This window comes from Paracoccus aminovorans, from assembly GCF_001546115.1.
In the GTDB taxonomy this organism is placed as follows: Bacteria; Pseudomonadota; Alphaproteobacteria; order Rhodobacterales; family Rhodobacteraceae; genus Paracoccus; species Paracoccus aminovorans_B.
In genome coordinates, this window is record NZ_KQ955208.1 from 1,787,016 (window position 1) to 1,808,062 (window position 21,047).

Annotated in this window: 22 protein-coding genes; 13 read left to right on the plus strand and 9 right to left on the minus strand. The window is 69.6% G+C overall.

The genetic code is table 11. The annotated features are described in order from the left end of the window. Positions 1-46: 46 nt before the first annotated feature. The 4 genes from ASV56_RS09205 to ASV56_RS09220 are packed head-to-tail and all read right to left on the minus strand — an operon-like array spanning position 47 to position 3,122. Positions 47-418 (minus strand): DUF934 domain-containing protein, encoded by a 372-nt coding sequence (locus ASV56_RS09205; RefSeq protein WP_062561699.1) that lies wholly within the window; start codon positions 416-418, stop codon positions 47-49. Further along, complete coding sequence (locus tag ASV56_RS09210) at positions 415-1,146, minus strand: phosphoadenylyl-sulfate reductase (protein ID WP_062561700.1); 732 nt, start codon at positions 1,144-1,146, stop codon at positions 415-417. Before ASV56_RS09210 ends, ASV56_RS09205 begins: the two co-directional genes overlap by 4 nt. Continuing rightward, the gene (locus tag ASV56_RS09215; RefSeq protein ID WP_062561701.1) at positions 1,139-2,803 is read right to left on the minus strand and encodes a nitrite/sulfite reductase; all 1,665 of its coding nucleotides are present in this window, start codon (positions 2,801-2,803) and stop codon (positions 1,139-1,141) included. The genes ASV56_RS09210 and ASV56_RS09215 overlap by 8 nt, the downstream gene beginning before the upstream one ends. Next, complete coding sequence (locus ASV56_RS09220) at positions 2,796-3,122, minus strand: DUF2849 domain-containing protein (protein ID WP_062561702.1); 327 nt, start codon at positions 3,120-3,122, stop codon at positions 2,796-2,798. Before ASV56_RS09220 ends, ASV56_RS09215 begins: the two co-directional genes overlap by 8 nt. Positions 3,123-3,244: 122 nt before the next feature. Here ASV56_RS09220 and ASV56_RS09225 point away from each other — a divergent pair, with 122 nt between their 5' ends. Beyond that, positions 3,245-3,727, plus strand: coding sequence for an Lrp/AsnC family transcriptional regulator (locus tag ASV56_RS09225; RefSeq protein WP_062561703.1), 483 nt, complete (start codon positions 3,245-3,247; stop codon positions 3,725-3,727). 48 nt (positions 3,728-3,775) lie between these two features. Here the strand turns inward: ASV56_RS09225 and ASV56_RS09230 are convergent, their stop codons facing one another. Then, entirely contained in the window at positions 3,776-4,879 is a 1,104-nt protein-coding gene (locus tag ASV56_RS09230; RefSeq protein WP_062561704.1) for a pyridoxal phosphate-dependent aminotransferase, read from the minus strand. Between the two features lie 379 nt (positions 4,880-5,258). After that, a complete protein-coding gene (locus ASV56_RS09235; RefSeq protein ID WP_062561705.1) occupies positions 5,259-6,146 on the minus strand; it encodes an NAD(P)-dependent oxidoreductase in 888 nt (295 codons plus the stop codon). Between the two features lie 133 nt (positions 6,147-6,279). Here ASV56_RS09235 and gcvA point away from each other — a divergent pair, with 133 nt between their 5' ends. The 9 genes from gcvA to ASV56_RS09280 all read left to right on the plus strand — a co-directional run bounded on the left by gcvA (position 6,280) and on the right by ASV56_RS09280 (position 15,760). Next, positions 6,280-7,215 (plus strand): transcriptional regulator GcvA, encoded by a 936-nt coding sequence (gene gcvA, locus ASV56_RS09240; RefSeq protein WP_062561706.1) that lies wholly within the window; start codon positions 6,280-6,282, stop codon positions 7,213-7,215. Positions 7,216-7,532: 317 nt separating this feature from the next. Further along, positions 7,533-8,540: a TRAP transporter substrate-binding protein gene (locus ASV56_RS09245; RefSeq protein WP_062561707.1), complete on the plus strand. Its 1,008-nt coding sequence runs from the start codon at positions 7,533-7,535 to the stop codon at positions 8,538-8,540. A 3-nt stretch (positions 8,541-8,543) separates the two neighbouring features. Continuing rightward, positions 8,544-9,137: a TRAP transporter small permease gene (locus tag ASV56_RS09250; protein ID WP_062561708.1), complete on the plus strand. Its 594-nt coding sequence runs from the start codon at positions 8,544-8,546 to the stop codon at positions 9,135-9,137. Then, complete coding sequence (locus tag ASV56_RS09255; protein WP_062561709.1) at positions 9,134-10,393, plus strand: TRAP transporter large permease; 1,260 nt, start codon at positions 9,134-9,136, stop codon at positions 10,391-10,393. Before ASV56_RS09250 ends, ASV56_RS09255 begins: the two co-directional genes overlap by 4 nt. 111 nt (positions 10,394-10,504) lie before the next feature. Continuing rightward, positions 10,505-11,350: a transketolase gene (locus ASV56_RS09260; protein WP_062561710.1), complete on the plus strand. Its 846-nt coding sequence runs from the start codon at positions 10,505-10,507 to the stop codon at positions 11,348-11,350. Positions 11,351-11,355: 5 nt separating this feature from the next. Beyond that, positions 11,356-12,396 (plus strand): transketolase family protein, encoded by a 1,041-nt coding sequence (locus ASV56_RS09265; RefSeq protein ID WP_062561711.1) that lies wholly within the window; start codon positions 11,356-11,358, stop codon positions 12,394-12,396. 37 nt (positions 12,397-12,433) lie between these two features. Then, the gene (locus tag ASV56_RS09270; RefSeq protein ID WP_062561712.1) at positions 12,434-13,192 is read left to right on the plus strand and encodes an SDR family NAD(P)-dependent oxidoreductase; all 759 of its coding nucleotides are present in this window, start codon (positions 12,434-12,436) and stop codon (positions 13,190-13,192) included. Positions 13,193-13,236: 44 nt separating this feature from the next. Then, the gene (locus ASV56_RS09275) at positions 13,237-14,052 is read left to right on the plus strand and encodes a sugar phosphate isomerase/epimerase family protein (RefSeq protein ID WP_062561713.1); all 816 of its coding nucleotides are present in this window, start codon (positions 13,237-13,239) and stop codon (positions 14,050-14,052) included. 10 nt (positions 14,053-14,062) lie between these two features. Continuing rightward, positions 14,063-15,760, plus strand: coding sequence for a dihydroxyacetone kinase family protein (locus ASV56_RS09280; protein ID WP_062561714.1), 1,698 nt, complete (start codon positions 14,063-14,065; stop codon positions 15,758-15,760). 9 nt (positions 15,761-15,769) lie between these two features. Here the strand turns inward: ASV56_RS09280 and ubiV are convergent, their stop codons facing one another. Genes ubiV through ubiT form a run of 3 tightly spaced genes read right to left on the minus strand, consistent with a single transcriptional unit; the run spans position 15,770 to position 18,192 of the window. After that, complete coding sequence (gene ubiV / locus ASV56_RS09285) at positions 15,770-16,660, minus strand: ubiquinone anaerobic biosynthesis protein UbiV (RefSeq protein WP_062561715.1); 891 nt, start codon at positions 16,658-16,660, stop codon at positions 15,770-15,772. 3 nt (positions 16,661-16,663) lie between these two features. Then, on the minus strand, positions 16,664-17,659 hold the full coding sequence (ubiU, locus tag ASV56_RS09290) for a ubiquinone anaerobic biosynthesis protein UbiU (protein ID WP_062562299.1): 996 nt from the start codon (positions 17,657-17,659) through the stop codon (positions 16,664-16,666). Next, complete coding sequence (gene ubiT, locus ASV56_RS09295; RefSeq protein ID WP_062561716.1) at positions 17,659-18,192, minus strand: ubiquinone anaerobic biosynthesis accessory factor UbiT; 534 nt, start codon at positions 18,190-18,192, stop codon at positions 17,659-17,661. The genes ubiU and ubiT overlap by 1 nt, the downstream gene beginning before the upstream one ends. A 104-nt stretch (positions 18,193-18,296) precedes the next feature. Here ubiT and ASV56_RS09300 point away from each other — a divergent pair, with 104 nt between their 5' ends. The 3 genes from ASV56_RS09300 to ric are packed head-to-tail and all read left to right on the plus strand — an operon-like array spanning position 18,297 to position 21,020. Next, a complete protein-coding gene (locus tag ASV56_RS09300; protein ID WP_062562300.1) occupies positions 18,297-19,766 on the plus strand; it encodes a UbiD family decarboxylase in 1,470 nt (489 codons plus the stop codon). Beyond that, positions 19,763-20,380 carry a UbiX family flavin prenyltransferase gene (locus ASV56_RS09305; RefSeq protein ID WP_062561717.1) on the plus strand — a complete coding sequence of 206 codons (618 nt, stop codon included), beginning with the start codon at positions 19,763-19,765 and terminating at the stop codon, positions 20,378-20,380. The genes ASV56_RS09300 and ASV56_RS09305 overlap by 4 nt, the downstream gene beginning before the upstream one ends. Beyond that, a complete protein-coding gene (ric, locus tag ASV56_RS09310; protein ID WP_062561718.1) occupies positions 20,355-21,020 on the plus strand; it encodes an iron-sulfur cluster repair di-iron protein in 666 nt (221 codons plus the stop codon). The genes ASV56_RS09305 and ric overlap by 26 nt, the downstream gene beginning before the upstream one ends. Positions 21,021-21,047: the final 27 nt, after the last annotated feature.

Here is a 21,047-nt window from a genome sequence, read left to right on the forward strand (position 1 = left end):
TTCCGGTCTATCTAGATCACAAGGGCGCCGGGGGGAAACCCCGGACTCAACCAGCAAGGCGCGACCGATGGTCCCAATCCTGCCAGTCGGCACGGTAGAGCCACTGTTCCTGTGGCTGGCGGGCGGCGAGCGCGGCCGGGATGCGGACTTCGTCGAAGCCCACCCGGCGCGCCATGGCGTATTGGTCGGCGATCAGGCCGCCCACGGCGCGCAGGCGACCCTTGTAGCCCTTTTGCCGCAAGAGCCGCGCCAGCGAAAAGCCGCGACCGTCGGTCATTGCCGGGAAGTCGATGGCCAGCAGCTCGTGGCCAAGATAGTCGTCCAGCGTGGCCAGGTCGGTGCCGGGGGCCAGGACGACCGGCTCGGCGCCGTCATCGGGATGGAAGCCGTCGTCGCGGACCAGAAAGAAATCGCTCATGTGTTCGCTCCTGCGCGGACCATCTTGCCGCCGATGAAGTGGATGCCGCATTCGGTCTTGGCCTGGCCGCGCCAGCGCCCGGCGCGCGGGTCCTCGCCCGGCTTGATGGGCGAGGTGCAGGGCGCGCAGCCGATCGAGGCATAGCCCTTGGCGACCAGCGGATGCCGCGGCAGGTTGTTTTCCGCCATGTATTCCTGCACGTCCTCGCGCCGCCAATGCGCCAGGGGATTGATGCGCAGGCGCGAGGGCGGCTCGGATTCGAAGAAGTCGAGCTGCTGGCGCTCGCCGCCCTGGAAACGCTTGCGGCCGGTGATCCAGGCGTCGAACTTGGACAGCTCGCGCTCCAGCGGAATGGTCTTGCGGAAATCGCAGCAGGCGTCGGTGTTGAACTGGTGCAGCGTGCCGTCCGGGTCGTTCAGCGCCACCTCGCGTTCGGTGGCGCGGATCACCCGCACGTCGGTCAGGCCCAGCTTGCGCGTGACCTCGAGCTGATAGTCCAGCGTTTCCTGGAACAGCATCATCGTGTCGATGAACAGCACCGGCGTGCCCGGCGCCACCACCGAGACCATGTGCAGGAGCACCACCGATTCCGAGCCGAAGGACGAGACCAGCGTCGTCGAACCCAAGTCCGGGTCCTTCAACGCGCGGCGCAGCACCTCGGTCGCGGCATGATGCTTGTAGCGATCATTCAACCGCGCGGCGCGCGCGTCCAGCGTGTCGTCAAGCATCGGCCGGATACAGCGCCGCCTTGAACGGCGCCACCCCAAGACGGCGATAGGCGTCGATGAAGCGTTCCTCGGGCGATTCCCGCAGCGCCAGATAGGCGTCGACCAGCCGGTCGATGGCCGGCACCACCTCGTCCGCCGGGAAACCGGCGCCGGCGCGCTGGCCCAGCGTCGGGATCTCGTAGCCATCGCCGCCCAGCGTGATCTGATAGTTCTCGACGCCGGCCCGATCCAGGCCCAGGATGCCGATATGGCCCAGGTGATGATGGCCGCAGGCGTTGATGCAGCCCGAGATGCGGATCTTCATCTCGCCGATGTCGTCTTCCAGGCCGCGGGCGCGGAAATGCGCGGCGATGTCCTGCGCGATCGGGATCGAGCGCGCGGTCGCCAGGGTGCAATAGTCCATGCCGGGGCAAGAGATGATGTCGGTGATCTTGCCGAAGTTCGCCGTCGCCAGCCCGACCGGGCGCAGCGCCTCGTAAAGCTCGGCCAGGTCGGCCTTGCGCACATGCGGCAGCACCAGGTTCTGGTCGTGGTTCACCCGGATGTCGCCATGGGCCAGCCGCTCGGCCAGGTCGGCCACCAGCCGCATCTGGTCGGCGCTCATGTCGCCCGGCGTGGCGCCCGGCGCCTTCAGCGTGACGATGACGCTGGCATAGCCCGGCACCTTGTGCGGGTGCAGGTTGGTGTCGGTCCAAGAGCGGAAGGCGCCGTTCGCGGCGCGCGCGGCCTCATAACCCTCGACCGGCGCGTCCAGGAACTCCGGCGGCGCGAAACGCTCGCGCAGGTCACGCAGGATCTCCTGGTCCAGGCCCGAGAACTGCCGGCGGCGCTGCGCGAACTCTGCCTCGACATCGGCGCGGAACACGTCCAGACCGCGCTCGTTCACGGTGATCTTGATGCGGGCCTTCCATTTGTTGTCGCGCCGGCCGGTCAGGTTATAGACCGACAGGATCGCTTCCAGATAGGGCAGCAGGTCCGCCTGCGGCAGGAATTCCCGGATCACCTGGCCCAGATAGGGCGTGCGGCCCAAGCCGCCGCCGACCCAGACCTGGAAGCCGCGCTGGCCGTCCTGCTCGACGATGCGCAAGCCGATGTCATAGGCCGAGACCGCCGAGCGGTCCTGCTTGCCGGCCGAGACCGAGATCTTGAACTTGCGCGGCAGGAACTGGAATTCGGCATGGTCGGTGGACCAGATGCGGATCAGCTCGGCCCAGGGGCGCGGGTCCTCCAGCTCGTCGGCGGCGGCGCCGGCGAAGGCGTCGGCATTGACGTTGCGGATGGTATTGCCCGAGGTCTGGATCGAGTGGATGCCGACCGAGTTCAGCGCATCCATCGAATCCGGGATATCGACCAGCTTGTGCCAGTGGAACTGGATATTGGTGCGGGTGGTGAAATGGCCATAGCCGCGGTCCCAGCGCTCGGCCACATGGCCCAGCATGCGCATCTGGTCCGGGGTCAGCGCGCCATAGGGGATTGCCACCCGGTACATATAGGAATGCAGCTGCAGATAGACGCCGTTCTTCAGCCGCAGCGGCCGGAATTCCTCTTCGGTCAGGCTGCCGTCCAGGCGGCGCTCGACCTGGCGGCGGAACTGCTGGGCGCGGTGGCGCAGGTATTCGCGATGCTGGTCGTTGTGCTGGGGACGCGCGTCAAACATGGCTGGCCTCGGCTTCGGCTTGCTGGAAATGCTTGTGGGTCGGGCCGCTGCGGCGGAACGCTTCGCGGAAATGCGCCGGCTCGGGGCGGCCGTCGGGCCCGCGCCTGGCTTCGACCAGATAGGCGCCGACGACCAGGCCGGCCTGGGCGATGGCGTCGAGCAGGGCCAGCTCGGCGATGGCCTCGTCCTCGAACAGCTCGGCCTCGCGCGGGTCGGCGGTCCACTGGCCGTTACGCATCCACACGCAATGGCCCATGCGCAGGTCATTCGCCGTGATGACGCCGGGGGTTGCGGGGGATGGGGTGAAGCCCTTGGACATGGCCTTTGCCTTTCGTTTTCCGTCCCTGCAATATAGAAAATAATCCCCCATATTGACGAGTGGGGCGGAGAAATAAGAAACATCTCCCGCGGTTCCGCGCGAGCGTAGGAAGGGATTTCACGATGAGCGACGAGCGACAAACACCCATCCGGCTGGATGACACGGACCGCAAAATCCTGTCCCTGCTGCAAGAGGACGCGACTCTGTCGCTGGACGACATCGCGGCCCGGGTCGGGGCCTCGAAGACCCCGGTCTGGAACCGGATTCGCAAGCTGCGCGAGGCCGGGGTGATCCGGGCGCAGGTGGCGCTTCTGGACCCGGATGCGCTGGGGCTCGATGCCTGCTTCTTCGTGCTGATCCGCACCAGCGAGCACGATCCCGAATGGGCGCGCAAGTTCCTGACCGCGGTGCGCGCCAGGCCGGAGGTGATCGAGGCGCATCGGCTGGCCGGCGACATCGACTATATCCTGAAGGTGCGGGTGCGGAATGCGCGGGCCTATGACCGCTTCTACCAGGCGTTGATTTCCGAGGTGAAGATCCACAACGTCACCGCGCTTTTGTCCATGGAGGAGCTGAAGGCGACGACGGCGCTTGCCCTGGACTGACCGGCCCGCTGGCATGGTCGGCGGGGTATTTGGAAAACAGAGAAAGCCTCAGGTCAGGGCGGCGAGGGCGCGGGGCAACGCCTGGGCGAAGGCGTCGAGTTCCGGTTCGGGCGCGCAGGAGACGCGGATGCAGCGATCGAGCGGTGCCGTGCCGGGCATGCGGACGAAAACGCCCTCGGCGCCGAGGTTTTGCAGCAGGGCGCGGGCGAAGGTGCCGTCGCGCCGGGTGTCGATGGTGACGAAATTCGTGGCCGAGGGCAGGGCGGCCAGGCCGTTGTCCTGCGCGATGGCGGCGATGCGGCTGCGGGCGGCGGCGGTCTCGGCCCGGATATGGGCCAGCCAGTCCTGGTCCTGCAAGGCCGCAAGCGCGCCGATCTGCGCCGTGCGGTTCATGCCGAAATGGTTGCGGATGCGGTCGAAGCCGGCGATCAGCTCGGCCGGGCCGATGGCGTAGCCCACGCGCGCGCCCGCCATGGCATAGGCCTTGGAGAAGGTGCGGAAGCGGATCACCCGCGCGTCCTCGGGGTCGATGCGGGGGATGGCGTCCGCGGGGGCGAATTCCGCATAGGCCTCGTCCAGCACCAACAGGCTGGTCCGGGGCAGGTCGGCGAGCATCGCCTCGATCCGCGTGCCCTGGTGCCAGCTGCCCATCGGGTTGTCGGGATTGGCGAGATAGACCAGCCGGGCGTCGTTTTCGCGGGCGGCGTCGGTCAGCGCCTGCGGGTCTTCGGCATCGTCGCGATAGGGAACCTTGACCAGCCGGCCGCCGAAGCCCGCGACATGGTAGTTGAAGGTCGGATAGGCGCCCTGAGAAGTGACCACGGTTTCGCCGGGGCTGAGCATGAGCCGGGCCAGCAGGCCGAGCAGGCCGTCGATACCCTCGCCGACCATGATGTTTTCCGGCCGGGCGCCGTGATGCGTCGCCAGCGCCTGGCGCAGGTCGTGGCTGTCCGGATCGCCGTATTTCCAGATCTCGGCCGAGGCGCGGATTATGGCCTCGACGGCGCGGGGCGAGGGGCCGAAGCCGTTCTCATTGGCGCCGAGCCGGGCGCGGAACAGCATGCCGCTTTGGCGCTCGAGCGTCTCGGGGCCGGTGAAGGGCACGGTGGCGGGCAGGGCGGCCGGGATCGGGGCAAAGCGGAAGCGGGTCATGGCGTCATGAGAAACCGCAAAGCCGGGGGCTGCGCAAGGGGGCGTGCGTCGGCCCCGGGGCGCTGCGGTGATATGCGCTTCTGCCTGCACCGTCGCCGCCTTGGCACGCGCGGATCGACTTCGACATGGAAGACGCAGCGTTTCTGGCTCGGTGCGGCCTTGTGCGGCCTGGCCGTTTCGCTCAGGGCATCGGCTGGCGATGACCTTGACGCCGCCTCGGAGCCGATGACGAAATGCGATGGCGCACGCGAGGTTCGGCGAAGCGCCAGGATGCCGGTTGGGCGGGGCGCCTGATCCGAGGCAGGACGCTCTGCGCAAGCTCTGGCGGCTGATCGCAGATCATGCTTGCCCGTAGCACGGCGGCTCTCCTGATGGAATCTCAGGCCGGTGCCGCGCGTCCCGCATTCAGCAACCCATAGGAGCGGATCACCTGGCTGTCGTCGGCCGCCCCGTCGCCCCGTCCGCTGGTCGCCAGGAACATCTGATAGGCTGCGGCCGACAGCGGCAGCGCGGCCTTCACCTCGCGCCCCGCGTCCAGCACGATCCCCAGGTCCTTGACGAAGATGTCGATCGCGCTCGAAACCTCGGGGTCGGGCTGAATCATGCGGGGGCCGCGGTCCTTCAGCATCCAGCTGGACGCCGACGAGCCGCCGAGGATCTCGAGCACCACCTGCGGATCGACGCCGACACGGGAAGCAAAGGCCATGCCCTCGGCCGCGACGGCGATATGGACGCCGCAGAGCAGCTGGTTCACCACCTTGACCGTGGCGCCCTGGCCGGGCTCGGTGCCGACATGGAAGATCTTGTTGCCCAGGGCGCGCAGCACCGGCCTGACGCGATCGAAGACCGCGGCCTCGGCCGCGACCATGATGCTGAGCGTCGCGGCATCCGCCCCCGCCGTGCCGCCCGAGACCGGGGCGTCGACAAAGCCCCGGCCCGTAGCCTGAACCCGCTGCGCCAGGTCGCGGACCGCGCCGGGCGGGCAGGTCGCCATCAGCACCACCACCCCGTCCGGCGCCAGCGCCTCCAGCGCGCCGGAGGCGAACAGCACCTCCTCGGCCTGGGCGGCACTCACCACCATCAGGATCAGCGCATCGGCGCCTTGCGCCGCCTCGGCCGCGGAGGCCGTCGCCTGGCCGCCCTTGTCGCGGAACCGCTGCACCGCCGCCGGCCAGGCATCGTAGCCGCGCAGGGCAAAGCCCGCGCCGATCAGGTTGCGTGCCATAAGGCTGCCCATGGCCCCCAGGCCGATGAATGAAAGCTGCATGATATGTCTCCCCTAGAGCCAAGCCTAAGGAAAGCCGCTGCCGGGCATCAAACGAATTACGCGGGCTGATTTTTGAATTGGTCTCATGCAAGATGCGGCAATACCCTGCCCCGGCTCAATACAAAGGCATCCCATGCGCCGCATGCCCTCGCTGAAATCCCTGCAGGCCTTCGAGGCCGCCGCGCGCTGCGGCTCGTTCACCGCCGCCGCGAACGAGCTGCATGTGACGGCCTCGGCGATCAGCCACCAGATCCGCTTCCTGGAGCGGGAAATAGGGCTGAGCCTGTTTCATCGCGACACCCGCACGATCCTGCTGACCGATGCCGGAGAGCGGTATTTCCAGCGCGTCTCGGAAGCCTTCGCGACGATGGAGGCCGCCACGCGCGAGATCGAGCGCCATGGCAAGGCCGACATCCTGACCGTGCATTCCGTGCCCAGCTTTGCCGCGCAATGGCTGATGCCGCGGCTGTCGCGGTTCAGCGCGCAGCACAGCGACATCGACGTGCGGCTGCATGCCTCGGCCGATCCGGTCGAGCTGGGCGCCGGGCTGGTCGATGTCGATATCCGCTACGGCAGCGTCCTGCCCGCGCGCGGCGTCATCACCGTGCAACTGCCGGACGAGGCGGTGATCGCGCTGTGCTCGCCCGCGTTCCTGCGCCGCGCCGACCCGCCGATCCACACCCCCGCCGACCTGCAGCATCACACCCTGATCCATTCCGAGGTGAACCTGCTGCGCTGGGGCGACTGGGCGCGGCTGAACGGCGACATTCCCCTGCAACTGGACCGGGGGCCGCGCTTCGACCGCTCGTTCATGTCGATCAGCGCCGCCGTGGACGGGCAGGGCATCTGCCTTGAAAGCCATGTCCTGGTCGAGCGCGAACTGGCCACCGGCCGGCTGGTCGAGCTTTTCGGCGAAACCCGTAGCCAGGTCGCCTGCCACAGCATCTCGATCCTGAAGGCCAAGCAGAATGTGCCCAAGATCAAGCTGTTCCAGCAATGGATCCTGGACGAGCTGAGCCGGTGCAGCGTCGATCGGGTCGTGGGACAGATGAATCTTATTCACGAATAAGCGTCGATTTCGCATTTGACCGCGAGCTTGCCTTGCGGCGATCATTTCCCTGCGCACCCGGTTTGAGGAGACCGGACCGCAGCCTGGGCAAGGCAGGACCAAACGCTGCCGCCCATGACCGAAAAAGGGGGAATTCGATGTTCGCGACCAGCGCCGCCGCTGTCACTCACGGCACCAGACGTTCGCCCATGGCCAAGGGCCCCCGGTCCTGACCCGAAGGCGTCGCCGGAGAGGTGACGCATGTCCGACGCAAAGGGCCACGGTGCGGCGCGCCGCAGTCCCTGCCGCTTGCCATCCATCCTGGGGAGGAGATCCAGATGACCACCATCATCAACCGCCGCAACCTGCTGCGTGGCGCCAGCGCCCTGCTGGCGGCGCCGGCGATCATGGCGCTGCCGCGCGGCGCGCAGGCCGCGACCACCATGACGCTGGGCCACAACGCCGCGCCCGGCAATCCGCGCGGCACCGCCTGCGACGAATTCGCCCGCCTGGTCGCGGAAAAGAGCGGCGGCGAGCTGGCCGTCCGCGTCGCCGGGGCCGAGCAGCTCGGCAACGAACAATCCCTGTTGACCAGCCTGCGCACCGGCGCGGTGGACATGACCGTCAACAGCCAGGGCTCGTGCTCGGCCCTGGTGCCGGAAATCGCGGCGCTGGGCCTGCCGTTCCTGTTCGACACCTCGGCCGATGCGTTCAAGGTCCTGGCCGGCCCGGTCGGCGCCAGCCTGGCCGAGCGCTTTGCCGCCGTGAACATGGTGCCGCTGGGCTGGTGGGACAACGGCATCCGCCACATCACCAACTCCAAGCGCGCCATCGTCACCCCCGCCGACCTGAAGGGCCTGACCATCCGCACGCCGCCCGATCCGATGACCATCGACATCTTCAACACGCTCGGCGCCAGCACCGAACAGATCAGCTTCGGCGAGCTCTACATCGCCTTGCAGCAGGGCGTCGTCGACGGGCAGGAAAACCCGCTGACCAACATCGCCTCCTCGAAGCTCTACGAGGTGAACCCTTTCATCAGCCTGTCGAGCCACAAATGGGAGGTCTCGCCCTTCCTGATCTCGCAAATCCGCTGGCAGCAGTTCAGCGACGACCAGAAGGCGCAGGTGCAGGCCGCCGCCGATGCCGCGACCCAGATGCAGCGCGGGCTGATCCTCGAAAGCGAGGCGAAGCTGTTCCAGCAGTTCAGCGCCGATGCCAAGCTGAAGATCAACGAGGTCGACAAGGACACGTTCCGCGCCGCCGCGGCGCCGGTTGCCGAGATCTGGAAGGCCAAGCCCTTCGGCGATTTCGTCGGCCAGCTGATCGACGCGGCCAAGGCCTGATCCATGACGCGGCCGAGCGATCATCACGAAGATCCGCAGCGGGACCTGGCGACGGATGTGCCGCATCCGCCCCATCCCCTGTTGCGGCTGGCGGACGGGCTGGACCGGATTATCTCGCTGATCACGCGCAGTATCGTGATGATCTCGGGCCTGGCGCTTCTGCTGCTGCTGTTTGCCAACGTCGTTGCCCGCTATGCGGCGGGCGGCGGCCTGTCCTTCGCGCAGGAACTGCCCGAGCGGCTGTTTCCGTTCTTCATCGTCGCCGGCATCGCGCTGGGTGCGCAGCGCGGCGCCCATATGGCGGTCGAGGCGGTGCCGGACCTGTTCGGCCGGGGCGGCAAGCGCGCGATCCATCTGCTGGCGCAGCTTTGCGTCATCCTGTCGAACGTCATCGTCGCCGCCGTCGCCTTCCAGGTCGCCGGCATGTCCTGGATCGACCTCAGCCCGGTCCTGGGCCTGCCCGCCGCCTACAGCTATCTGGCGCTGGCCGGGGGCAGCGCCGCGGTCGTCGCCGTGACCCTGGCCATCGCGATCCGGCTGATCCTGATCGGGCCCGAGGCCCTGCCGATCCCCAACCCCGAGGAGACGGGCCAATGACCCTTGCGCTCATTCTCAGCTTCACGCTGCTGATGCTGCTGGCGGTGCCGGTCGGACATGCGCTGGTGCTGTCCTCGGCCTTCGCGATCTATTTCTATGGCGGGCTGCCGCTGTCCATCGTGGTGCAGCAGCTTTACCAGCAGACGCAATCCTTTCCGATGCTGGCGCTGCCCTTCTTCATGCTGGCGGGCACGCTGATGCTGGGCGGCACGCTGGGCAACGAGCTGCTGGCCTTCGCCTCGAAGGTCATGCAGCGCTGGAAGGGCGGGCCGCTGGCGACCACCGTCGTGGCCTCGGTGGTCTTCGGCGGGGTGTCGGGCTCGGCGGTGGCGAATGCCAGCGCGCTGGGCTCGGTGCTGATCCCCTGGCAGAAGCGGCAGGGCTATCCTTCGGCGCTTTGCGCGGCGAACAATTCGACCTCGGCGGTCATCGACATCCTGATCCCGCCCTCGATCCCGCTGATCCTGTATTCGCTGATCTCGGGCACCTCGATTGCGGACCTGTTCACGGCGGGGCTGCTGCCGGGCGTGCTGCTGGCCGTGGGCCTGGTCGTCGCCTGCAACTGGATCGCCCGCCGGCGCGGCTTTGCCGCCGTGGACAAGTCAGCGACGATGCAGGAGCTGGGCCGTCTGGCGGTCCTGTCCAGCCCGGCGCTGCTCTTGCCGGTCCTGATCCTGCTGGGCCTGCGCTTCGGCATCGCCACGCCCACGGAAATCGCGGTGCTGGCCGTGGTCTATGCCCTGGCGATGAGCGTGTTCTTCTATCGCGACATCACCTGGAGCCGCTTTCAGGACAACCTGATCGAGGCCGGCGTGGCGACCGGCGTGGTCATGCTGGTCATCATGGGCAGCGCGGCCGTCGGCTGGATCCTGACCTTCGACCAGGTGCCCGAGAAATTCGCCACCTGGATCACCGAAACCGTGCAGAACCCGATCCTGATCATCCTGTCGATGAACATCCTGCTGCTGGTCATCGGCATGCCGCTGGACCTGCCGCCGGCGATCCTGCTGCTGGGACCGATCTTCGTGCCGCTGGCCGCCAGCATCGGCATGGACCCGGTGCAACTGGGGCTGATGATGGTGCTGAACCTGGGCATCGGGCTTTACACGCCGCCGATCGGGACGACGCTGTTCATCTCCGCCTCGATCGCCAAGACCTCGCTGGGCGCGACGACGCGCGAGCTGTGGCCCTTTTTCCTGGTGTCGATGATCGTCCTGGCCCTGGTCAGCTATGTGCCGGCGATAACCCTTTATTGACGCGACGGCGCGGCCCAGCCGCCGCGCCCTTTCCCCACCCGCCTGCCTGCCGCGTCTGCGGCGCACCGCCCCCGACAGCGCGTCGGGGCCGACCAGAAGGAGACTGCCAAGATGAGCGGGACCACCGCATTTCCGAACATGAGCCTGCCCCGACGGGCCTGGGAAATCCGCCGCAAGGCCGTGCGCATGGGCGAGGTCCAGGGCCAGGGCTATGTCGGGCAGGCGCTCGGCATCGCCGACGTGCTGGCCGTGTCCTATTTCCACGCGCTGCACCACCGCCCCGACGATCCCGAATGGGAAGGCCGCGACCGCTTCCTGCTGTCCATCGGCCATTACGCCATCGCGCTTTACGCCGCGTTGATCGAGGCCGGCATCCTGCCCGAGGCCGAGTTGGAGACCTATGGCGGCGACGACAGCCGCCTGCCCATGTCCGGCATGGCCGCCTATACCCCGGGGATGGAGATCACCGGCGGTTCGCTGGGCCAGGGCCTGGGCATCGGCGTCGGCATGGCGCTGGGGTTGCGGGCCAAGGGCAATCCGGCCTTCGTCTACAACCTGATGTCGGATGGCGAGTTGGGCGAGGGCTCGACCTGGGAGGCCGCGATGTCCGCCGCCCATCACAAGCTGGGCAACCTGATCTGCATCGTCGATTTCAACGACCAGCAGGCCGACGGCAAGTCGACCGAGATGCTGTGCGCCGAGCCGCTGCACGACAAATGGGCGGCCTTCGGCTGGCACGTCCAGCGCGTCGACGGCAACGACATTCCGGCGCTGGTCGCGGCCTTCGACGCCGCCCGCAACCTGGCTGAGGCCCGGCCCCGCGTCATCATCTGCGACACGGTGATGTGCAAGGGCGTGCCCTTCCTCGAGGCCCGCGAGATCACGCATTTCGTCCGTGTCGAAGCCGATGAATGGCAGAAGGCGCTGGCCGTTCTTGACGCAACCAAGCCGGAGTGACGGCCATGACCACCCGTTCCACCTATGACCCGCACCGCAAGTGGCAGCCGCGCCAGCCCGGCACCGGCAGCGGCAAGACCTCGGCCATGATCGCCTCGCTGGACGCCGAGGGCTATGAAAGCGTCGGCGCCCCCTTCGGCCACGCGCTGGTCGCCGCCGCCAAGGTCGATCCGCGCATCGTCGGGCTGACCGCGGACCTGTCGAAATACACCGACCTGCATGTCTTTGCCCAGGCCTTCCCGGACCGCTTCTACCAGATGGGCATGGCCGAGCAGGTGATGATCTCGGCCGCCGCCGGCATGGCGCGCGAGGGCTTCATCCCCTTCGCCACCACCTATGCGGTCTTTGCCAGCCGCCGGGCCTATGACTTCATCGCCATGGCCATCGCCGAGGAGAACCTGCCGGTCAAGATCGTCTGCGCGCTGCCGGGGCTGACCACCGGCTACGGCCCCAGCCACCAGGCGACCGAGGATCTGGCGATCTTCCGCGGTCTGCCGAACCTGACCATCGTCGATCCCTGCGACGCCATCGACGTGGCCGAGGCCGTCCCGGCGCTGGTGGCCCATGACGGTCCGGTCTACATGCGCCTGCCGCGCGGCAAGGTGCCATCGGTCCTGCGCGCCCACGACCCGGATTACCGCTTCGAACTGGGCCGGGCCAGGCTGATCCGCGACGGATCGGATGCGCTGGTCATCTCCTCCGGCTTCATGACCATGCGGGCGCTGGACGCGGCGGCCGAACTGGAGCGCCACGGCGTCTCGGTCGCCGTGCTGCATTGCCCGACCATCAAGCCCCTGGATACCGAGACCATCCTGGCCGAGGCCCGCAAGGGCGGTCGCCTGGTCGTCACCGCCGAAAACCACACCCGCGTCGGCGGCCTGGGCGAGGCCGTCGCCGCGACCCTGCTGACGAACGGCGTCGCGCCCACTTTCCGCATGATCGGCCTGCCCGACCAGTTCCTGGACGCGGGCGCGCTGCCGACGCTGCACGACCGCTACGGCATCTCGACCAGGGCCATCGCCCGGCAGCTGCGCGGCTGGCTGTAACCCCTTTCCCTTTCCCATCACCGACAGGAGCATCACCATGGGAACCGCCCTTCTGACCGGCAAATTCGCCGTCATCACCGGCGCCGCGTCGAAGCGCGGCCTGGGCCTCGCCACCGCGCGGCTGTTCGCGCAGCATGGCGCGACGGTCGCCATCCTGGACCTGGACCAGGCCGCCGCCGCGGCCGCCGCCGCCGAACTGGGCCCGGACCATGTCGGGCTGGCCTGCAACGTCACCGACCAGGCCAGCGTCAAGGCCGCCTTCCAGGCGCTGATCGCGCAATGGGGCCGCATCGACGTGCTGGTGAACAATGCCGGCATCACCCAGCCCCTGAAGATCATGGAGATCGGCCCGCAGAACTATGACGACGTGCTGGACGTGAACCTGCGCGGCACGCTCTATTGCAGCCAGGCGGTGATCCCGCATATGCGCGGCAACCAGTCGGGCGCCATCGTCAACCTGTCCTCGGTCTCGGCGCAGCGCGGCGGCGGCATCTTCGGCGGCCCGCATTACTCGGCGGCCAAGGCGGGGATCCTGGGCCTGACCAAGGCCATGGCGCGCGAACTGGCGCCCGACAATATCCGCGTCAACGCGATCTGCCCCGGCTTCATCGCCACCGACATCACCGCCGGCAAGCTGACGGACGAGATGCGCGTGACGATCAACGCCGGCATCCCGATGGGCCGCCCCGGCACCGCCGACGAGGTCGCGGGCTGCGCGCTGTTCCTGGCCTCGGAGCTCGCCTCCTATGTCACCGGTTCCGAGGTCGATGTGAACGGCGGTTCGCTCATTCACTGAAGGGCGGGCGCCGGGCGACCGGCGCCGTTTCACAGGGGGAAACCATGAAACTCGGCCTTGGCAGCTATGCCTTTCGCTGGTCCATCGGGATCAAGGACAAGCAGCCCGACACGCCCATGACGGCGATGGCGCTGCTGGAAATCGCCCACGGCCACGGGCTGTCGGTCGTGCAATATGCCGACAACCTGCCGCTGGACCGGCTGTCGCCGGACGAGCATCGGGCGCTGAAAGCCCGCGCCGACGCTTATGGCATGACGCTGGAACTGGGCACGCAATCCTTCGATGCCGAGGAACTGGCGCGCTATATCCCCATCGGCCGGCGCATCGGCTCGAACATCCTGCGCGTGGCGCTGGATGCCGAGGATGCGCTGATCCCGGTGCCGGAACTGGCCGCGCAGCTGCGCGCGCTCTTGCCCGAGGGCAAGGCCGCCGGCCTGCGCTTCGCCATCGAGAACCATTTCAACTATCCCTCGCCCCGCATGGTCGCGCTGCTGGATGCGGTGGCCGACGATGCGTTGGGCGTGTGCCTGGACGTGGCGAATTCCATCTGCGCCGGCGAATGGCCGATGGAAACGGTGCGGATGCTGGCGCCCTATGCCATCAACCTGCATTTCAAGGATTACCAGATCACCCCCGACCCTTACGGCGTGGGCTTCCGCATCCACGGCACCCCCCTGGGCGAGGGCCGCGCCGAGTTGTCCGAGGTGCTCGCGGCGCTTGCGGACCGCGACCCGGACATGAGCGTCATCCTGGAGCACTGGCTGCCGCATTCCGACGACCTGCAGGCCACCCGCGCGCAGGAGCATGACTGGCTGAACCGCACCGTCGCCGCCGCCAGGCGGCTGGTGCCCCTGAGCTGAGGGCATTGCCATGACCAAGATCCAAGACACGCCCGAGACCTTCGCGGCCCATGCCCTGTCGGGCTTTTGCGCGGCCTATCCGGGCCATGTGCTTGCCGTGCCGGGCGGGGCGATCCGCGCCATGGACGGCCCCGCCAAGGTCGCGCTGGTCGTCGGCGGCGGCTCGGGGCACTACCCGGCCTTCCTGGGCTATGTCGGCCCGGGCCTGGCCGATGCGGCGGTGGCGGGGGATGTCTTCGCCTCACCCTCGACCTCGGCCATCGCCGGGGTGGCGCGGCAGGCGCAGGACGGCCGCGGCGTGATCCTGGGCTACGGCAATTACGCGGGCGACGTGCTGAACTTCACCGCCGCCGCCGCGCGGCTGCGGGACGAGGGCATCGACGCCCGGCTGCTGGCCGTCGCCGACGACGTGGCCAGCGCCCCCGTGGCCCAGCGTCACAAGCGCCGCGGCGTGGCGGGCGACCTCCTGGTCTTCAAGGTCGCAGGTGCGGCGGCCGAAGAGGGGCTGGACCTCGACGCGGTGATGGCACTGGCCGATCACGCCAATGCCGCGACGGTGTCCTTCGGCATCGCCTTCGATGGCTGCACCCTGCCGGGCAAGGCCGAGCCGCTGTTCGCGGTCCAGCCGGGCCGGATGGCGCTTGGCCTTGGCATCCATGGCGAGCCGGGCATCAGCACGCGCGACCTGCTGCCCGCCGCCGATCTGGCGCGGCTGCTCTTGGAACCGCTGCTGGCCGAGCGTCCGGCCGGGCATGCGGGCCGCGTGGCCGTGGTGCTGAACGGGCTCGGCTGCACCAAATACGAGGAGCTTTTCGTGCTCTGGCATCACCTGACGGCGCTGTTGGCCAAAGCGGGCTTGCAGCCGGTCATGCCCGAGGTCGGCGAATTCGTCACCAGCCTCGACATGGCGGGCTGTTCGCTGTCGCTGATGTGGCTGGACGCCGATCTGGAGCGGCTGTGGTGCGCCGCGGCCGACACGCCCGCCTTCCGCCGCGGTGCGGTGGCGGCGGGTGCCGCCGCCCGCGTCCTGCGCGCGGTCGAGGGTGCCCAGGGCATCCGCGCGGGCAGCGCGGTATCGGCCCAAGCCGGGCGCTGCATTGCGGGGCTGCTCGGCGATCTGGCCGCCGCGCTGGCCGAAGCCGAGGCGGAACTGGGCGCCATCGACGCCCGCGCCGGCGACGGCGATCATGGCCAGGGCATGGCGCGCGGCTCTCGTGCTGCCGCCGATGCGGCCTGCCGCGCGGCCGAGGCGGGGGCTGGCGCGGCGACGATCCTGGCGCTGGCGGGCGATGCCTGGGCGGATCGTGCCGGCGGAACCTCGGGTGCGCTCTGGGGCGCGGCGCTGCGGGCCTGGGGGGTGGCGCTGACCGATGCCGAGGCGCTGACCGCGCCCCGCGTGGCGCAGGGCGCCCGTGCCGCGCTGGCGGCCATCACCGGCATGGGCGGGGCGCAGGTCGGCGACAAGACCTTGGTCGATGCGCTGGTGCCCTTCGTCGAGACGCTGGAGCAGGGCGTGGGCGCCGGCCATGCCCTTGCCGAAGCCTGGGCCGCGGCGGCAAAAGCCGCGCAGGCGGCGGCAGCGGGCACGGCGCAGCTCGTCCCCCGCCTGGGCCGGGCGCGGCCGCTGGCCGAGCAAAGCCTCGGCCACCCGGATGCCGGGGCGATCTCGCTGGCGCTTTGCGCCCGAGTGGTGGGCGAGCGGCTTTAGCGCCCCCGCTCAGGTCACCGGGCGCAGCCCGGGCGCCCCCGCAAGGAAGCCGTCCGCAAAGGCCGCGCCCGGCATGGCCGCCGCCAGCGCGGCCACCGTGTCCTCCGGCGCCGCCGCCTGCCGCACCGCCCTGTCGTAGATCGCGGTGATCGCCGCGAAATCGCCGTGCTGGGGCGACAGGCGGATGGCGCCGACCCCGGCCGCGCGCAGCGCCTCGATCTGGCGGGCCACGGTGGTATGGGCGTGACCCATGGTCTGCACGCCGTTGACGGTCAGGAAGCTCTGCCCGTCCAGCGTCTGCACCGCGCGCCCGTCCGGGTCGTCGCCGCAGACGAACAGGCAGCTGTCCTTGGCGCGGTCGTGCAGCCGGGCGTGATAGCAGCGCCCCGAGATCGCCAGCGGCGTGCGGCCGTGGCCCCAGACCTCGACCGCGACGCCGGCATCGCGCCCGGCCCGGGCCAGCACCGCGACCGAGCCCAGCGGCAGCTCCGGCGGCAGGCAGATCCGGGTCGCGCCCTTGCGGGCCAGCCATTCCAGCGTGCCCTCGTTATAGACGTTGACCATGGGGCCGACCTGGAAGGGCGCGCCTTCGGGCAGGTGCTTCAGCGCGCCCAGGTCGGCGATCTCGACCGGGATGCCGGTCGCGAACAGGTCGGCGGTCTGCCGACGCTCGCGTTTCAGGGTGATCAGCGCCAGCGTCGACAGCGCCACCTCCTTGCCGGCGGCCTGCAGCGCCTCGACCGCGGCCGGGATTTCCTGCTGCCAGAACGGCAGCCGTTTCGAGCACACCCATTCGCCGATCACCACGCGCCGCGCCGGGCCGGCGGCGAGCTGCCGGTAGAAGTCGCGCACCTGTTCGGCGGTCCAGAAAAACGCGATCGGGCCGATGGTCAGGTCCATGGCTTACCTCCAGGTTTTCGCATAGGCGCCGGTGGTGGCGGCCTGGCCCTCGGTCAGTTTCGCCAACAGCCCCGAGGGCATCGGCGCACCGGCCTCGGCGGCCTCGACCGCGGCGCGGAAGGCGCGCACGACCTGCGCCACATAGGCGCGCGAGCGTTGGCGGCCCTCGATCTTCAGCGCGGTGACGCCGGATTTTTGCAGCTTCGGGATCAGCTCGGTCGCGTCCAGGCTGACCGGGTCTTCGAAGATGTGGCCGGTCTGGGCGGCGGCGGTGTCGGTCGCGGGGGCGGTGAAACAGCCCTTGCAGAGCGTCGGATAGGGGGCCGGGCCGCCCTTGGGCGTGCGGTGGATCAGGTATCCGCCCAGCCGCGCCTCGCTCGCGCCCGCGGTCTCGGCATAGGCGACGTGGCTTGCGGGCGAGCAGACGCCGTTCATGTTCGGCGACAGGCCGGTGGCCCAGGACGACAGCGAGCAGCGCCCCTCGGCCATGACGCACAGCCCGCCGAAGACGAAGACCTCGGTCTCGATGTCGATTTCGCGGTTGATGGCGGTGATTTCCTCGACCGTCAGCACGCGCGGCAGCACCACGCGACGGATGCCGAACGCCTCGGCGTAGAGGTTGATCGCGTCGGGATTGGCCGCCGCCGCCTGCACCGACAGGTGCAGCCGCAGGTCGGGATGGGTTTCCGCCGCATGCGCGATCAGCCCGGGATCGGCCAGGATCACCGCATGGGCGCCGGCCCGATGCGCATCGGCCACGGCGCGGTGCCAGACCGCCTGCGCACCGGCGCGCGGGAAGGTGTTGATCGCGACCAGCACCCTGGCGCCGCGCGCGCGGGCATAGTCCACCCCGGCCGCCATTTCCTCGCGCGAGAAGTTCAGGCCCGGGAAGTTGCGCGCATTGGTTTCATCGGCAAAGCCGCAATAGACGGTATGCGCCCCCGCATCGACCGCCGCGCGCAATGCCGCCGGCGTGCCGGCCGGGCAGACCAGTTCCATCATGGCCGGGGCTCCTCTCGTGACAGCACATAGCCGCTTTGCCGCGCGACCAGGCTTGATGCCCGGCGCAGCCAGCGGTCGAAGGGCGGGCGCGACAGCGCCGCCAGCTCTTCGGTCAGGTCCAGTTCGGCATCGTCCAGCGCGTTGCGCAGCGCCAGCACCGCCGCCGTGTCGCCGGTGATCGTCAGATCGCCGGAAAAGAACAGCGCGTCGCCGTCCTCGCTGCCGTGCAGCATGGCGAGAAAGGCGGCGAGCCGGCCGCGGATCGCCGCGTCATGCGCGGGTTCGGCGCGGCCGCGCCGGCTGGCGGTGATGCGGCGCGGTCCGGGCTCCATCAGCAGGATCACCGGGCCGTCGGTGACGTCGATCAGGAAGCGGGCAGACTGGCTTTCGCCAAGCCGCGCCAGGATCGAGGGCTTTTGCCGCGCGATCCGGCGCAAGAGGCGGGTGAAGGCCAGGCCAAGCGCCGGCGTCGCCAGCGGCAGCAGCGCAAGGGGGCCAAGCAGGCGGGGCAGGGCGGGCGGTTGGGTCATGGCCCGTTTCCTGCCATGAAAAATCCGCGGGTTGCTTGACTATTGTCAAGGGAAGCGGGGTTTTTCCGGGGCAGGTTGCGGGCCTGATGCCTCTGGAGCCGATGATGCGCCGCCTGCCCGTGTTTCCCGATCTGCGGGCCTTTCTTGCCGACCTGGGCGAGCGGGGCGAGTTGGCGCGGGTCGCGAGCCCGGTGTCGCTGCGCCACGAGATGACGGCCGTGCAGCTGGCGGTCCTGCGCCGGGGCGGTCCGGCGCTGCGCTTCGAGGCGCATGACGGGCCGCGCATGCCGGTGATCGCCAACCTGTTCGGGACCAAGGCCCGCGTGGCGGCCGGGCTGGGGCTGGAGATCGACCAGATCCCCGCCTTCGGCGCTTTCCTGGCCAGCCTGCGCAGCCCCGCGCCGCCGGCCGGCCTGCGCGATGCGCTGTCGCATTGGCCGGCGCTTCGGGCGGCGCTGCGGGCCCGGCCGCGGATCCTGCGCCACGCGCCGGTGCAGGCGGCGGAACTGCCGGGCCTGCACGCCCTGCCGGTGCAGGTGCCCTGGCCCGAGGACGGCGGGCCGCTCATCACCTGGCCGGTGGTGATGACCCGGCCGCGGGACAGCGCGGCAGCGGATCTGTCGCGCTATAACCTCGGCGTCTATCGCGCCCAGGTGCTGGGGCCGGACCGGCTGATCCTGCGCTGGCTCGCCCATCGCGGCGGCGCGGCGCATCACCGCGGCTGGCTGCGCGCGGGCGAGCCGATGCCGGTGGCAATCGCGCTGGGCGCGGACGCGGCGCTTTTGCTGGCGGCGGCGCTGCCGCTGCCGGAAACCGTGTCGGAGCTGGGATTTTCGGGCGTGCTGCGCGGCGCGCGGACCGAGCTGGTGCCCGCGCGCTCGGTGCCGCTGATGGTGCCTGCCCGGGCCGAGATCGTGGTCGAGGGCTGGGTCCACCCCGGCGAGACCGCGCCCGAAGGGCCGTTCGGCGATCATACCGGCTATTACAACGCCGTCGAACCCTTTCCGGTGCTGCGGGTCAGCGCCATCACCTGCCGCGACAACCCGCTTTACCTGTCCACCGTGACCGGCCGACCGCCGGACGAGCCCTCGGTCATCGGCGAAGTGTTCAACGATCTCGCGCTGCCGGTGATCCGGGCGCAGATCCCCGAGGTGCAGGACCTGTGGCTGCCCGCCGCCGCCTGCTCCTATCGCATGGCGGTGGTCCGGATCGACAAGCGCTATCCCGGCCAGGCCCGGCGGGTGATGATGGCGCTGTGGGGGATGCTGCCGCAGTTCAGCTATACCAAGATGATCGTGGTGGTGGACGGCGATCTGGACATCCGCAACTGGGACGACATCGCCTGGGCGATTTCGACCCGGATGGACCCGGGCCGCGACGTCATGCTGCTGGACCGCACGCCGATGGATTATCTCGACTTCGCCTCGCCGCTGGAGGGGCTGGCGGGCAAGATCGGCATCGACGCCACCACCAAGATCGGCACCGAGACCAGCCGGGACTGGGGCCGCGAGATGCACCTCGACCCCGCGCACGAGGCCCGGGCCGAGGCGCTGCTGGCGGAGATCCTGCCATGAGGGTGGTGCTGGGCGTCTCCGGCGCATCCGGCGCGGCGCTGGCCCTGGATTGCGCGCGGGCGCTGGTCCAGGCCGGGGTGGAGATCGACCTGGTGCTGTCCGCCATGGCCGCGCGCACGCTGGCCGAGGAGGTCGGGCCCGATGCTGAGGCGGCGCTTGCGGCCCTGGCCGCCCGCCGGCATCCGCTGGGCGACCTGGGTGCCTCCATCGCCTCGGGCTCCTGCCCGGTGGCGGGGATGATCGTCGCGCCCTGCTCGATGCGCAGCCTGGCCTCCATTGCGCACGGGTTCGACGACAACCTGCTGACCCGCGCCGCCGGCGTGCAGCTGAAAGAGCGCCGGCCGCTGGTCCTGCTGGCGCGCGAGGCGCCGCTGACGCTGGCGCATCTGAAGAACATGCAGGCGGTGACCGAGATGGGCGCGACGGTGCTGCCGCCGGTCCCGGCCTTCTATCTGCATCACACCACGCTGGCGCAGGCGACCGCCCAGATCGCCGCCCGCGCCGTCGACCTTCTGCATCTGGCCGCGCCGCAGGCGCAGGCCTGGATGCCGGAAACCGCCCCAACCCCCGACCAACCGGAGAATCCCGATGACCGACCCCCTGCTTGCGCCTGAAACCACCGTGCGCGACATCGCCGCCCGGCTGCCCGGCGCCGCCCAGATCTTTCGCGACGCCGACATCAGCTTTTGCTGCGGCGGCGCGCTGAGCCTGGCCGATGCCGCCGCCAAGGCCGGGCTGGACCTGGCCGCGCTGACCGCCGCATTGCAGGCGCTGATCGACCGCGCCGGCCGGGACGCGCCGCAGGCCACGCCCGAGCTGATCGCCCATATCCTCGACCGCTATCACGCCACCCACCGCGAGGAGATGAACTTCCTCGTGCAGCTCGCCAACCGGGTCGAGACGGTGCACGGCGACCATGACGAGGCGCCGCTGGGCCTGACCGATATCCTGCTGGCGCTGCGCGACGACCTCGAGACGCATATGTCGAAAGAGGAAAACCTGCTGTTCCCGGCCATGCTGCAAGGCGCCGGCGCCGTGCTGGCCGAGCCGGTGCGGGTGATGGCCGAAGAGCATGCCGTGACCTCGGACCTGCTGCGCCGCATCGAGCATGTGACCCACGGCCTGACCCTGCCCGAGGGCGCCTGCGGGTCCTGGACCGCGCTCTATACCGGGCTGCGCAAGCTCTGCGACGATGTCGTCGCGCATATCCACCTGGAGGAGACGGTGCTTTTCCCGCGCGCCCTTGCCGCCTGACGGATCGGGCAGGCGGCCCCGGTCGCC